Consider the following 13,985-nt stretch of genomic DNA (forward strand, 5'->3'; position numbering starts at 1 on the left):
GGATTAATCGTCTTCGTAGTCGAGGCCCATCATTTTATTGTAGGCTTGCTGCAGCTCTGAAAAGGCATGTAAGTTGCCTTCCTGGCGACTGATCTGCATTCCTTTTTTATAAATGCGTTCGGCGGCATCGTTCTGACCAAACTCTTCGTATAGCTTGGCGGCATGATAATAGGTGCCTACGTAGTTTTCGTGCTCAGACAGGAGCTTTTCATAATATTCCATTGCCTTATGCTTGTCAATATTGCGGTATTCGGTAGCAATGGCATATAGTGTGAAGGGGTCGTTCGGGTCATCTTCCAGGAACCTGAAAAGTTGTTCTAATCTATTCTGAGACATTTCTATTTGGCTATATTTTAACTAACTTCGCACAAATCTATAATTTAATAAGCTAACATTTCTAACCATGAAAATATTAGTTTGCATAAGTAACGTTCCAGATACGACTTCAAAAATCAACTTCACGGGCGATAGCAAAAGCTTTGATAAAAACGGCGTTCAGTTCGTGATCAACCCATGGGACGAGTATGCGCTGACCAGAGCCATTGAGCTGAAAGAAGCCAAGGGCGGTACCGTAACAGTTTTAAACGTAGGCGAAGCCGACGCTGAGCCCAATATCCGTAAAGCGCTGGCTATTGGTGCAGACGATGCCATCCGCGTAAACGCGCACCCGAAAGACGCATTCTTTGTAGCACAGCAAATTGCTGCCATTGCCAAAGAAGGCGGCTACGACATGATCCTGATGGGCAAGGAGTCGATCGACTACAACGGCTCGCAGGTGCACGGCATGGTAGGCGAACTGCTGGGTATACCCTCTATCGTTCCTGCCTTCAAGCTGGATATGATCAACGACAACACGGCTCGCCTGGAGCGTGAGATCGAAGGTGGCAAAGAGGTTGTAGAGGTGCAGCTGCCGTTTGTGGCCAGTGCACAGCAGCCGATGAGCGAGCCCCGTATCCCGAACATGCGCGGCATCATGACAGCACGTACCAAGCCACTGAAAGTGGTGGAGCCGGCAGGCAACGAGGCAAAAACCGAGTATGTGAGCTACAGCAAGCCTGAGAAAAAAGGCGGCGTACGCATGATCGATGCAGAAAATGCAGGCGAATTGATTACATTATTGAGAAACGAAGCTAAAGTACTATAAATATGTCAGTTTTAGTTTTAGTAGAAGGATTAAACGGAGAGATAAAGAAGTCCTCGCTGGAGGCCGCTTCTTACGGAAGCCAGGTAGCCAAAGAGCTTGGCACAACGGCTACAGCGCTGGCCATTGGCGAGGTGCACGAAGATGCCCTGGCAAAGCTGGGCGAGCAGGGCATCAGCCGCGTGCTGTACGACAACGACCCGCGCCTGAACAACTTTGTGACAGAAGCTTATGTGAAAGTGATTGCAAAAGCTGCCGCGCAGGAAAATTCAAAAGTTATCATCTTCTCCAACACCAACATTGGTGCTGCTGTTGGCTCCAGGCTGGCTGTTCGCCTGAACGGCTCGCTGGCTACGAACGTAACACAACTTCCTAAGATAAATGGTAACTCTTTCACGGTAACGCGTGGTGTGTTCTCGGGTAAAGCTTTTGCCGATGTGGAGCTAACTTCTGACGTGAAGATCATTGCTGTTAAGAAAAACTCTATTGAAATAACTAATCAGGGTGGTACTGCTACCGTAGAGAAGTTCTCTGCCGATTTGACCGATGCTGACTTTGCAGCTGCTCCGAAAGAGACGGTTATGCAGGATACAGACGGTGGTGTGCTGTTACCAGAGGCTGAAATAGTAGTATCGGGTGGCCGTGGTCTGAAAGGCCCTGAAAACTGGCACCTGATCGAGGATCTGGCTAAAGCCCTGGGTGCTGCTACTGCCTGCTCCAAGCCTGTGGCCGATATTGGCTGGCGTCCTCACCACGAGCACGTAGGTCAGACGGGTATCACGGTTAGCCCTAATTTATACATCGCCGTTGGTATTTCTGGTGCCATCCAACACCTGGCTGGGGTTAACTCTTCTAAAGTGATTGTCGTTATTAATAAGGATCCGGAAGCTCCGTTCTTTAAAGCCGCTGATTATGGGATAGTTGGCGACGCTTTGGAGGTTGTTCCGAAATTAATAGAAGCTGCCAAAGCTTTAGACAAATAGACTTAGAAGCGCTTATTGTGAAAAAAATTCAGTTAGAGATACTCGGACTCTCTTCCAGCCAGTCCCAGACAGGGTCTTTTGCGCTGGTGCTAGGAGAGAGGGATGGCAACAGGAGGCTGCCCATCATCATTGGTATGTTTGAGGCACAGTCTATCGCCATCCAGATAGAAAAGATCAACCCCAACCGTCCGCTCACCCACGACCTGTTCAAAACCTTTGCAGAGCAGGTAAACGTGAGCATTACGGAGATCCTGATTTCAGATCTGAAAGAGGGGGTGTTCTATTCCAAGATCATGTGCACCGACGGAAGCAGGGAGTTTGAACTGGACGCACGTCCTTCCGATGCGATTGCGATCGGGCTTCGTTTCGGGGTTCCGATCTACACCGTGGAAAGCGTGCTGTCTGAGGCAGGCATCATTCTCAGCGACCTGGAAGAGGAAGAGGAGGAAACCGAAGAAATGTCGGTAAAAAGTACTACTCCTGCCTCCACTACCAAAGAGTCACTTAGCCAGACCTCTGTGGATGAGCTCAACAAAATGTTGAACGAGGCCCTGGAGAAAGAAGATTATGAGCGTGCCGCCAAGATCCGCGACGAGTTGAACAAGCGTAACTGATTTTAACAATACCTGTACTTTAAAAGTCCTGCCTCAACAGAGGGGCAGGACTTTTTGTTTTAATGGATTTTAGCCTTACTTTTGGCAAATTTTTAGCCCAGATATGTTCGATATTTTTAGAGGTTTAATAGGCTTGGTTGTCCTGTTATCGATCGGCTTTTTGTTTTCTACAAAAAGGAAAGCCATTGACTGGAAACTGGTTGCCTATGGCGTATTTCTACAGCTCCTGTTCGGTGTTTTAGTTACAAAGGTACCGTTGGTAGCTGATGGATTTGCTTTTGTTAGCAAGGCTTTTGTTAAGCTTTTAAGCTTCTCGACAGAAGGAGCTAAATTTCTTTTTGGTAACCTGGCCGATCCGGCACAGAACGGCGGGCTTGGCTTCATCTTCGCTTTTTCCGTCTTACCAACCATTATCTTCTTTTCGGCTGTGTCTTCTGGCCTTTATTACCTGGGCGTGCTGCAGAAGATCGTTTACGGTATTGCCTGGGTTATGTCGAAAGGCATGCGTTTGTCAGGTGCTGAAAGCCTTTCAGCTGCAGGTAACATCTTCATGGGGCAGACAGAAGCTCCGCTACTGGTGCGTCCGTTCATTAGCCGCATGACCAGATCCGAACTGATGTGTTTGATGACAGGCGGTATGGCTACGCTGGCTGGAGGTGTGCTCGCTGCATATGTTTCGTTTCTAGGAGGCAATGATCCGGCACAGCAGGCAATTTTTGCAGCGCACCTTTTAACAGCTTCCATCATGAATGCCCCGGCTGGTATCGTGCTTTCTAAAATGCTGGTTCCGGAAACCGAGCAGTATAAGATCAACACCCACTTAGAAGTTAACGAAGAGCAGTTAGGGGTTAACATCATTGATGCTGTTTCGAGGGGAGCATCCGATGGTTTGAGGCTGGCCGCCAACGTAGGTGGTATGTTGCTGGCCTTCATTGCTGTTATTGCTTTGCTGAACTATATTCTTTTAAAACTTGGTGGCGTAACAGGCCTGAATGAGCTTGTAGTTTCAAGTACAGATGGTCGTTTCAACGGCTTTTCGTTCCAATATATTCTGGGGCAGATATTCCGGGTGTTTGCTTTTATTATGGGAGTTCCGTGGGTTGACACCCTGCAGGTAGGCAGCTTACTCGGTCAGAAAACGGCAGTAAATGAGTTTGTAGCTTACCTGGACCTGGCAAATATGAAAGCAGCGGGTACGCTTTCTACCAAATCGATCATCATGGCTACGTACGCGCTTTGCGGGTTCTCAAACTTTAGCTCTATTGCTATTCAGGTGGGAGGTATCGGCGGTATGGCTCCTAACCAGCAGGGCAACATCTCTAGGCTGGGCCTTTTGTCGCTCTTAGGCGCCTCTATTGCCTGTATGATGTCGGCTACTGTTGCAGGTATGTTATTTAGTATCTAATAGCAAGTATAACTAACACAAAGGGCTCCTGTTCTGCGGAACAGGAGCCCTTTGTGTTAGTTATACTCCGGGTAGGTAGATAGGATTAACCTGCAGGTTTGTTTTTTTCCAAGCGGGCGTGTTCTTCTGCCTCACGTTCCTGCTCCTCTTCGCGGTCTTCCTCTTCAATGCGCTTAGCATCGCGCATCAGGCGGTTGGCGAAAATAAAGTCGTTCAGTTCCTTAATATCCGTATCCATAATCTCGTCCTTGGTGCCTTCCCACAGCTTCTTGCCTTCAAACAGGAACATGATCTTGTCTCCGATCTCGATCACGGAGTTCATGTCGTGCGTTACGATAATGGTAGTGATGTTATACTCTTCCGTTATCTCCTTGATCAGTTCATCAATTTTCAAGGCTGTTTGCGGGTCGAGGCCGGAGTTAGGTTCATCGCAGAACAGGTAGGTACAATTAGGCGCAATGGCTCGTGCTATACCCACACGCTTTTTCATACCCCCACTCAGCTCGGAGGGCATTTTTCTATTTGCCCCTTCCAGCCCGACACGCTTAAGACAGAAGTTTACACGTTCTATGCGTTCCTTTCTGCTCATGTTGGTGAGCATTTTAAGCGGGAAATCAACATTTTCCTCCACAGTCATAGAGTCGAACAGGGCAGAGCCCTGAAACAGCATGCCTATTTTGCGACGGATTTCCTGGCGAATATCGAGTTTGTTGTTGGTGAAGTAGGTGCCATCGAAGGTTACGCTACCCAGGTCAGGCTTGATGAGACCTACGATGCATTTGAGCAGCACGCTTTTACCGGTACCGCTGGCGCCCAGCAACAGGTTGATTTTTCCTGTTTCAAAAACACCGCTGATGCCGTCGAGCACCTTTTTGCCGCCAAAGGATTTATGTATATTATGAATTTCAATCATGATTTGTAATATTTCTTACAACAGCACCTCCGCACACACATAATCAGCAATCAACACGGCAATCACACTGTTTGTTACGGCTGTTGTACTTGCTGCACCTACTTCCAGGGCTCCTCCCGAAGTATAATACCCTCTGAACGAGGAGATTGTTGATATGAGAAAGGCAAATACAATAGACTTGATCAGGGCAAACGTGATGTTGTAAGGTATAAAATCGCTGCGAATACCTGTAATATACTCCTGCGCAGTGATCTCGCCAGTAAGCGTACCGGCTACATAGCCACCTGCAATAGAAAGGAACATAGCCAGTACTACCAGCATTGGGAAAACAAGTACGGCAGCCATCACCTTTGGCAGAACGAGGTAGGAGGTAGAGTTAATGCCCATTACCTCCAGCGCATCTACCTGCTCGGTTATCTGCATGGTACCTAAGCCACCCGCAATGTTTGAGCCCACCTTGCCTGCCAGTACAATGGAGGTGATGGTAGGGGCAAGTTCCAGGATCGTCATTTCGCGCACCATAAAGCCGATGGTGGAGCGTGGGATCAGGGCACTGGTGAGGTTATAGGATACCTGCACGCAGGTTACCGCCCCGATAAAGGTCGATACGATTGCTACAATAAAGATGGAGTTTATCCCGATCAGGATGGCTTCGTCGATGGTTCTGTTGAATATGATCCGGGGCGACTCTCCGCGTACAAAGAGGCTGGACATAAACAGGAGGTACTTTCCGAAATGTTGCAACATAAAGTGCCTGTGGTAAGGGTTCAGTTAGGTAAGTAAAGGGGCGTTAGCCAAAAGTAAGTTAATAATGCCTATATTACGTTTAAAATCTAAAAACATATAAAACCACACATCTATATGCAGCGCTATATTCTGGTAACAGGAGGTACTAAAGGAATCGGAAGAGCCATCATCGAGCAGTTTGCCAAAGAAGGCTTTCACATCATTACCTGTTCCCGAAACGAAAATGACCTGCAAAAGTTAAAACTGGATATTGAACAGAGTTATACTTTCTCAAAGGTGTTCTACAAAGAGGCCGACCTGAGCAAGCGGGAATCGGTGAACGAGTTTATAAAGTATGTGCGTTCGCTAGGCGTGAAGGTGGATGTGCTGGTTAACAACAGCGGCTTGTTCATACCGGGCAAGATACATGAAGAAGACGACGAGGCGCTCCCTTTAATGATCAATACCAACCTGTACAGCGCCTATTACATCACCAAAGCCTTCGTGGGCGATATGATCAAACGTCGCTCAGGGCATATTTTTAACATGTGCTCTACGGCCAGTATTACGGCTTATACAAACGGCGGCTCTTACTGCATTTCCAAGTTCGCCATTTACGGCATGACCAAAGTGCTGCGCGAGGAGTTGAAGGAGCACAATGTTAAAGTAACGGCCATACTGCCGGGAGCTACCCTGACGGCCAGTTGGGAAGGTGTGGATTTGCCTCCGGAGCGCTTTATGAAGTCCGAGGATGTAGCCCTGGCTATTTACGGAGCCTATACGTTGTCGCCAAGCAGCGTAGTGGAAGAGATCCTGATCCGCCCACAGTTGGGAGACATATAAGTTAGAGAGTTTGGGAGTTAGAGTGTTAAAGAGTTTATAAATCCATATGCCCTTGCTGTGTGTTTTCACCAGCAGGCACATGCCGTAAAAGTATAATTTATTGGTGAGCCCACCGACTTCGGCGGAAAAGCATTACCTGAAGATCATTCTAATCCAAAACGTGCAGGAAAATCCCCTCCTCGGAGGGGCAGGGGTGGGTAAACAATCAACAATTATAAATTCACTCATCCACTCAATCACACATTCAAAATTAAAAAACATGGAATTAGCAGGGAAAATAGCGGTGGTAACGGGCGTGAGCCGGGGCATTGGTCTGGCAACCGTAGAGGCACTTTTAGAGAAAGGGGCAAAGGTGGCAGGCTGGGGACGAACAGCGCCGGAACTGCAGCATGAAAACTTCCATTTATTTGAATGTGACGTGCGCCGGGCAGATTCGGTGCAGTTGGCTTACAAGCAAACGGTGGAGCAGTTGGGTGGACACGTGTCGGTGCTGGTGAACAATGCCGGCCTGGGGCGATCAGCAAAACTGGAAGAACAAAGCCTGGACGACTGGCACCTGATGTTTGATACGAATGTGCACGGACTGTTTTACTGTACCCGCCTGGTTGTACCGGGCATGAAAGAGATGGAGGAGGGGCACATCATCAATATTTCCTCCATTGCCGGTACTACAGGTGTTGAGGAGATGTCGGGTTATTGTGCTACCAAGCATGCGGTGCGCGGCATATCCCACTCGCTTTACAAAGAGGTGCGGGAGTATGGCGTAAAAGTCACCTGTATCTACCCGGGATCGGTGCAAACCAACTTTTTCGACAACATCGACAGCGTAACGGCTAACGAGAACATGATGCGGCCGGAAGATATTGCCGCTACTATACTGCACGCCCTGGAGTCGCACCCGAATTACCACCACGTTGATATAGAAGTTCGACCGCTAATGCCGAAAGGGAAGCGACAGAAATAACTATACTTTGGCGGGGCTTTTGTAGCTTTGCAAGCTCAATTAATGAATAATTAAGAATGACGAATGAATAATGGTGCAAGCATACTGTAGCAATCCTTATTCATTATTCATTGATCATTACAAAGCATGTCTGTTGAAGTAAAGAACCTTACGAAAATATTCGGGACACAGCGTGCCGTAGACGATATCAGTTTTACGGTAGGGCAGGGGCAGATCCTGGGGTTTCTGGGGCCGAACGGTGCCGGAAAGTCCACGACCATGAAAATTGCGACCTGCTACCTGCCACCTTCTTCCGGAACGGTACTGGTAAACGGCTTTGACGTGGTGCAGCAGCCTATTGAGGTACGCCGCAGCGTAGGCTACCTGCCCGAGCACAACCCCCTCTACCTGGATATGTACGTGCACGAGTACCTGGCTTTTGTAGCTAATGTATATGGCTTAGGTGGGCGCAAGGCGAAGGAGCGCGTGAAGGAGATGGTAGAACTGTGTGGCCTCACCCTGGAGCAGGGCAAGAAGATCGGTGCGCTCTCCAAAGGTTATCGCCAGCGCGTAGGCCTGGCGCAGGCGCTGGTGCACGATCCGCAGGTACTCATCCTGGATGAGCCTACCACAGGCCTTGATCCGAACCAGATCGTGGAGATCCGCTCCCTGATCAAACGGATCGGGCAGGATAAGACAGTTATTTTCTCTACCCACATCATGCAGGAGGTGGCCGCCATCTGTGACCGCGTAGTGATCATCAACCGGGGCAAACTCGTTGCCGACAGCGATGTAGCCAGCCTGCAGGCAGGAGAGCGAACTGAAAAGGTGACCTTAGTGGAGTTTGAGCAGCCGATAGAAGCTGAGGCGCTGCAAAGTATACCGGGCGTACTCAACGTGTCGCTGGCACAGGGGCATACGTACCGCGTCACCTCCCGCCGCGATGCCGACATCCGCTCTGCCGTGTTCCGCATTGCAGCCGAGCGCAACTGGCCGCTCGTTGGCCTGCGCCAGGAAGAAAACTCCCTCGAAAAGATATTCCAACAGCTTACTAAGAATTAAGAATTAGAAATTAAGAATTATGAATTAAAAATGAGGAAGCGATAATGTATAAATCAGAACTCATTCATAATTCATAATTCAGCATTCATAATTAAAAAGAATGTTCGCTATACTTAAAAAAGAATTCAACGGCTTTCTGAACTCGCTGATCGCCTACATCGTGATCACGGTGTTTTTGGTGGCGATTGGCATGTTCATGTGGGTGTTCCCGGAAAGCAACGTGCTCGACTACGGCTTTGCCGATATGCAGACGCTCTTTAACATGGCGCCGTGGCTGTTCCTGTTCCTGATCCCGGCCATTACCATGCGCACCTTTGCCGAAGAGAAGCGCGAAGGCACTATCGAACTGCTGCTCACCAAACCGATCACAGACCTGCAGCTTATACTTGGCAAATACTTTGCAGCGCTGCTGCTGGCACTGTTTGCGCTGGTGCCAACGCTTATTTACTACTACACAGTGTATGAACTAGGCAACCCGCAGGGCAACGTTGATTCTGCTGCGGTGGTAGGCTCTTACATTGGGTTAATCTTTCTGGCCGGTGTATTTACTGCTATTGGCGTGTTTGCTTCCTCCATTTCTGATAACCAGATCATTTCCTTCGTTATCGCGGTGTTTATGTGCTACATCATTTACACTGGCTTTGATCTGATCGCTTCGATCTCGTTCTGGGGCAAGTATAGCTATCTGGTCAGCCAGTTGGGTATTTCTTACCACTACAACGCCATCAGCAAAGGCCTTATCGATTCGCGCGATGTGCTCTACTTCCTGAGCGTGATCGCCATCATGGTTCTATCTACGAAACTTGTTTTAAGCAGCAGAAAATGGTAACGCAAGAGGCAGCAGTGCAACATCAAAGCAAGCGCACCCGCGATATTACCCGTTTTCTGATCTGGGTTGGTGCATTTATACTTCTGAACATCCTGGCCGCCACCTACTTCTTCCGCCTCGACCTGACCGAGGATAAGCGGTACACCATCGCTCCGGTTACCAAACAAATGCTGGGTGAGCTGCCCGACGAGGTGGTGGTGGAAGTATACCTGGAAGGCGACTTCCCGGCCGGTTTCAAGCGCCTGCAGCAGTCAGTGCGCGAAACGCTGGACGAATTCCGGATTTATGCCGGTGGCAACCTGCGCTACGTGTTCATCGACCCGACAGCCATTAAGGATGAGAAGAGCCGTACCGAGTATTTTACCCAGTTGGCTAAAAAAGGCATTATGCCTACCAACCTGCGCGCTACCGAAGAAGGAAAGCAGGTGGAGCGTCTGGTGTTTCCGGGAGCTTTGGTAAAGTATAAAGGCAAGGAAGCAGCCGTAAACCTGCTCAAAGGAAACCTCGCCGCTTCTGCGGACGAGCGCCTGAACCAGTCGGTGGAGGGCGTGGAGTATGAGTTGGCTACGGCTATCCGTAAGCTGGCTTTCCAGGGAAGCAAGATCATCGGCTACATTGAAGGTCATGGAGAGTTGGAGCAGCCGCAGGTAGCCGATCTGGTAGGATCGCTTGGTGAATACTACCGGGTGGCGCGTGGCGAGCTCGCACAGTTACCGATGGCCACGATGAAGGAACTTGATTTGATCATCATAGCCAAGCCGACCAGTCAGTTCACGGAGGCAGACAAGTATAAGATCGACCAGTATATCATGAACGGGGGCAAGGCCGTGTTTTTTGTCGATGCCCTGAACGCCAACATGGACAGCGTAGGTGCAGGCGGCATGTTCGCGATGCCCTACAACCTCAACCTCGACGATCTGCTGTTCCGTTATGGTGTGCGCCTGAACCCGACGATGATCATGGACCTGAATTCCGGCTTCATCCCGATGGTGACCGGCTACATGGGTGAGCGGCCACAGACCGAGATGATCAACTGGCGCTTTTACCCGCTGCTCAACAACTTCAGCAAGCACCCGATCACACGCAACCTGGATGCGGTGTATAGCAAGTTTATTGGTACGATGGATACCGTAAAGGCCGATGGCATCCGCAAAACGCCTTTAATTTATACTTCCCAGTACTCGCGTGTAATGCAGGCGCCAGTACCGCTGTCGCTGGAAGAAGCACGTATGGAAGTAAACCCGGAGCAGTACCAGGCAGGCCCTCAGGCAGTGGGCTATTTGCTGGAGGGTAAGTTTACGTCGCTTTTCCGGAATAGGCGTGCGCCACAGGGTGTGGCAGATACGAAGGTGAAGGAACAGGGTGCCGAAACCAAGATTGCGGTTTTCTCGGATGGCGACCTGGTGCGCAACGAGGTAAACCCTCGTACCGGACAGGCCTATGAACTGGGTTTTGACCGCTACAACAACGTAACGTTTGCAAACAAGGAACTGGCTCTGAACACCATCCATTACCTGCTCGATTCGGAAGGCCTGATCAATGTACGCAGCAAGGAAATTGTGCTCCGGCCACTGGATAAGGTGCGCGTAAAAGAGGAGCGCACCCGCTGGCAGCTGCTGAACCTGGTAGCGCCTATCGTGCTGCTGGGTATTTTTGGAGTTGTACGGTACTACCTGCGCAAGCGCAAGTATGAGCGCTTCTAAAATTTTACTTTCTGTAGCCTAAAAAGCTGAAAAAGCCTGTAGAAAACAGCTAGTATAAATGTGAAATATTTTTAACTTTGTCCAAATAACATTATAGCTATACATAATGAAATTTATCGTCTCTTCATCTGCTCTTTTGAAGCAGTTATCCAGCATAAACGGAGTGGTAACCAACAACCCGGTGGTGCCTATCCTGGAAAACTTCCTGTTCGAAATCAACGGCAGCACGCTGACCATTACCGCCAGCGACCTGGAAACCTCCATGATCACGGAGCTGCAGGTAGAGGCGAAGGAGAGCGGTCGTATTGCCGCTCCTGCTAAGATCCTGCTGGAGACACTGAAGAACCTGCCTGATCAGCCGGTTACCTTCACGATTGATGAGGAGACTTATACGATCGAGATCAGCTCTTCGAACGGCCGCTACAAACTTTCCGGTGAGAACGCTACGGATTTCCCGCGTGTGCCGGTAGTGAAGGGTGCCAATGCGATCGAGATTCCTTCGAACGTGCTGGCAAGAGCCATTAACAAAACTATTTTCGCAGTTAGCAACGACGAGCTTCGCCCGGCTATGACGGGTATCTTCGTACAGCTGCGTTCTGATAATGTTACGTTCGTAGCTACTGACGGCCACCGCCTGTTGCGCTTCCGCCGTACGGATATTGCTACCAATCAGGAGGCTTCCCTCATTATTCCGCGCAAGGCCTTCACGTTGCTGAAGTCTACGCTGCCCTCTGAGGCTACTGCTGTACGCATGGAGTTCAACCAGTCGAATGCTTTCTTTAGCTTCGATAACATCCGCATGATTTGCCGTCTCATCGACGAGCGCTACCCGGATTATGAAAACGTAATTCCGGTACAGAACCCGAACAAGCTCGTGATTGACCGTTACGACCTGTTGAGCTCTGTGAAGCGTATCTCGATCTACTCGAACAAAACCACGCACCAGATCCGTCTGAAATTGTCTGGTTCTGAGCTTCAGGTTTCTGCTGAGGACCTGGACTTTTCGAACGAGGCAAACGAGCGCCTGGCCTGCCAGTACGAAGGCGAGGACATGGAAATCGGATTCAATGCCAAATTCCTGATCGAGATGCTCAACAACATCGATTCAGACGAGATCACGTTTGAGCTTTCTACCCCGAACAGAGCCGGTTTGCTGATGCCAATTGCCAATGAGGATAACGAGAGCGTACTGATGCTGGTAATGCCTGTAATGCTGAATAACTACGTATAAAGATAAGTTCTCCTAACGTTGATAAGGCGGGCCATTTGGTCCGCCTTTTTGATTTATACGTTACGCTGTTTCAAGTTTATACTTAACGTACTTTCTGTACTTTAATGTATACCGGGAAATGGTCGCTGTAGCCATCCAGGTAAAGCGTGTTGGCATAGGTACGGCGGGGAGTGTCTTTATACTTGCCCAGCGTAAACTTGCTGAATTCCGGGTCGTGTATGGTGGCAGACCCTCGCACGTATTGCAGCCCTTTTCCATCGATCCATGACTTGGACAGCATGATCTGATCGGGCATACGAAAATCGCCGCGCTGGAAATAGCTTCCCAAGCCCTGTATGTAGGAAAGGTAAAAGGCATTGTAAAGCTCATCCGCATAGTAGGGGTTTGGCCTTCCGGTTGCTTTCAGTACCTGTTCAATGTTTGCCGAACGAGGCTCGTCCTCGAAATCACCCATAACTAAGATGCGGGCCTGTTTGTCTGCTTTCTGTACAGCGTCGATTTGCTTGCGTAAGGCAGCTGCTGCAGCCCTGCGCCGGCTTTCATTCAGCTTCGGATTGCCGTTGCTGGCAGGCCAATGCGTTACAAGAATGGTAACAGGTTCTCCTTCTAATAGCCCGCTTACCTGCAAGATGTCACGTGAGCGGAAATCTCCCGGGAAATCTATCGGTATACTTCGCTGGGCAGTAGGCTTGAAAATTTTTGGCCTGTACAGCAGGGCTACATCCAGCCCCTGCCTGTCTGGTGAGTCGTAATGGATGATCCCGTAGGTTTTGTTGCGCAGGCTGGCTGTGTTTACGATGTCCTGCACTACCTGCCGGCTCTCCACCTCGGCAAGACCAAGTATAGCCGGGCCTCCCTTTTCGCCCATTGATTCGATAACCGCTTTGATGTGCTTTAGCTTGTTGTCGTAGCGTTTCTTATCCCATTTCATTTCCCCTTGTGGGGTAAAGTCATCATCGGCTGTTTTGGGGTCGTTGGCCGGATCAAATAAATTGTCGACGTTGTAGAAAGCTACTGTGTAGGTTTTCTCTTTCCTGAAAGTCGTCGTCAGGGTGGCGCACCCCGATAGGATAGTAAGTGTAAAAAGAAAAAAGAAGGTTTTTATTCCGTGGCGCATCGCGTAACTTTGTACCTATATATGTAATTCAAGCATAGTACGAGATATATATAGTACAAAGTTTAAAATAAGTGAAAATGAAAAAATCAGAGATATTCTTCAGTATAGCTTTGGACGACCAGCGGGTTCCTGAAGCCATCAGCTGGCGTGCCACCGATGCAGGTGAAAAGATCCACTTTGCCAAGGCCATCAATATTTCGCTCTGGGACCGCGATGAGGCCGGTACCATGAAGATTGACCTTTGGACGAAAGATATGCCTGTAGAGGAAATGAAGTACTTCTACATCGATACGATCGGGGCCATGGCGCAAAGCATTATGACGGCTACCAGCGATAAGGTAATGGCTGACAAAATGAGAGCCCTTTGCCAGGAACTGATGGACCATGTAGAGGAAGACAGAAAGAAAAACTCTTAATCCTATAGATTTTATAAAACAGGAAAGCCGCCCTATTTAGGCGGCTTTCCTGTTTTATA

At 49.2% G+C, this 13,985-nt stretch carries 15 protein-coding genes; 11 read left to right on the plus strand and 4 right to left on the minus strand.

Annotated elements, in window-relative coordinates; translation table 11 throughout:
- Positions 1 to 3: 3 nt before the first annotated feature.
- Positions 4 to 336, minus strand: coding sequence for a tetratricopeptide repeat protein (locus tag MJ611_RS14560; protein ID WP_250430638.1), 333 nt, complete (start codon positions 334 to 336; stop codon positions 4 to 6).
- Between the two features lie 67 nt (positions 337 to 403).
- Here MJ611_RS14560 and MJ611_RS14565 point away from each other — a divergent pair, with 67 nt between their 5' ends.
- The 4 genes from MJ611_RS14565 to MJ611_RS14580 all read left to right on the plus strand — a co-directional run bounded on the left by MJ611_RS14565 (position 404) and on the right by MJ611_RS14580 (position 4,143).
- Positions 404 to 1,144 carry an electron transfer flavoprotein subunit beta/FixA family protein gene (locus MJ611_RS14565; RefSeq protein ID WP_250430639.1) on the plus strand — a complete coding sequence of 247 codons (741 nt, stop codon included), beginning with the start codon at positions 404 to 406 and terminating at the stop codon, positions 1,142 to 1,144.
- Positions 1,145 to 1,146: 2 nt separating this feature from the next.
- Complete coding sequence (locus tag MJ611_RS14570; protein WP_250430640.1) at positions 1,147 to 2,124, plus strand: electron transfer flavoprotein subunit alpha/FixB family protein; 978 nt, start codon at positions 1,147 to 1,149, stop codon at positions 2,122 to 2,124.
- 17 nt (positions 2,125 to 2,141) lie between these two features.
- Positions 2,142 to 2,738, plus strand: coding sequence for a bifunctional nuclease domain-containing protein (locus MJ611_RS14575; protein WP_250430642.1), 597 nt, complete (start codon positions 2,142 to 2,144; stop codon positions 2,736 to 2,738).
- Between the two features lie 103 nt (positions 2,739 to 2,841).
- Positions 2,842 to 4,143: a NupC/NupG family nucleoside CNT transporter gene (locus MJ611_RS14580; RefSeq protein ID WP_250430644.1), complete on the plus strand. Its 1,302-nt coding sequence runs from the start codon at positions 2,842 to 2,844 to the stop codon at positions 4,141 to 4,143.
- Between the two features lie 85 nt (positions 4,144 to 4,228).
- Here MJ611_RS14580 and MJ611_RS14585 read toward each other — a convergent pair whose 3' ends face one another.
- Both MJ611_RS14585 and MJ611_RS14590 read right to left on the minus strand, forming a co-directional pair.
- Entirely contained in the window at positions 4,229 to 5,056 is an 828-nt protein-coding gene (locus tag MJ611_RS14585; RefSeq protein ID WP_250430646.1) for an ABC transporter ATP-binding protein, read from the minus strand.
- A gap of 15 nt (positions 5,057 to 5,071) precedes the next feature.
- Positions 5,072 to 5,803 (minus strand): MlaE family ABC transporter permease, encoded by a 732-nt coding sequence (locus MJ611_RS14590; protein ID WP_250430648.1) that lies wholly within the window; start codon positions 5,801 to 5,803, stop codon positions 5,072 to 5,074.
- Positions 5,804 to 5,917: 114 nt separating this feature from the next.
- On the opposite strand from MJ611_RS14590, the gene MJ611_RS14595 reads away from it, so the two are divergent.
- The 6 genes from MJ611_RS14595 to dnaN all read left to right on the plus strand — a co-directional run bounded on the left by MJ611_RS14595 (position 5,918) and on the right by dnaN (position 12,393).
- Positions 5,918 to 6,625, plus strand: a complete 708-nt coding sequence (locus MJ611_RS14595) for an SDR family oxidoreductase (protein WP_250430650.1) — start codon at positions 5,918 to 5,920, stop codon at positions 6,623 to 6,625.
- A gap of 259 nt (positions 6,626 to 6,884) precedes the next feature.
- Positions 6,885 to 7,589, plus strand: a complete 705-nt coding sequence (locus MJ611_RS14600) for an SDR family oxidoreductase (protein WP_250430651.1) — start codon at positions 6,885 to 6,887, stop codon at positions 7,587 to 7,589.
- A 126-nt stretch (positions 7,590 to 7,715) separates the two neighbouring features.
- The gene (gene gldA, locus MJ611_RS14605; RefSeq protein WP_250430653.1) at positions 7,716 to 8,630 is read left to right on the plus strand and encodes a gliding motility-associated ABC transporter ATP-binding subunit GldA; all 915 of its coding nucleotides are present in this window, start codon (positions 7,716 to 7,718) and stop codon (positions 8,628 to 8,630) included.
- A gap of 100 nt (positions 8,631 to 8,730) precedes the next feature.
- Complete coding sequence (gldF, locus tag MJ611_RS14610; protein WP_250430655.1) at positions 8,731 to 9,459, plus strand: gliding motility-associated ABC transporter permease subunit GldF; 729 nt, start codon at positions 8,731 to 8,733, stop codon at positions 9,457 to 9,459.
- Positions 9,453 to 11,162, plus strand: coding sequence for a gliding motility-associated ABC transporter substrate-binding protein GldG (gene gldG, locus MJ611_RS14615; protein WP_250430657.1), 1,710 nt, complete (start codon positions 9,453 to 9,455; stop codon positions 11,160 to 11,162). Before gldF ends, gldG begins: the two co-directional genes overlap by 7 nt.
- Positions 11,163 to 11,268: 106 nt before the next feature.
- Complete coding sequence (gene dnaN / locus MJ611_RS14620) at positions 11,269 to 12,393, plus strand: DNA polymerase III subunit beta (RefSeq protein ID WP_250430658.1); 1,125 nt, start codon at positions 11,269 to 11,271, stop codon at positions 12,391 to 12,393.
- An 82-nt stretch (positions 12,394 to 12,475) separates the two neighbouring features.
- Here the strand turns inward: dnaN and MJ611_RS14625 are convergent, their stop codons facing one another.
- The gene (locus MJ611_RS14625) at positions 12,476 to 13,510 is read right to left on the minus strand and encodes an endonuclease/exonuclease/phosphatase family protein (protein ID WP_250430660.1); all 1,035 of its coding nucleotides are present in this window, start codon (positions 13,508 to 13,510) and stop codon (positions 12,476 to 12,478) included.
- 77 nt (positions 13,511 to 13,587) lie between these two features.
- Here MJ611_RS14625 and gldC point away from each other — a divergent pair, with 77 nt between their 5' ends.
- Positions 13,588 to 13,926, plus strand: coding sequence for a gliding motility protein GldC (gene gldC / locus MJ611_RS14630; protein ID WP_250430662.1), 339 nt, complete (start codon positions 13,588 to 13,590; stop codon positions 13,924 to 13,926).
- Positions 13,927 to 13,985 lie beyond the last annotated feature (59 nt).

Origin of the sequence: Pontibacter ruber, assembly GCF_023630205.1 — a bacterium.
Taxonomy (GTDB): domain Bacteria; phylum Bacteroidota; class Bacteroidia; order Cytophagales; family Hymenobacteraceae; genus Pontibacter; species Pontibacter ruber.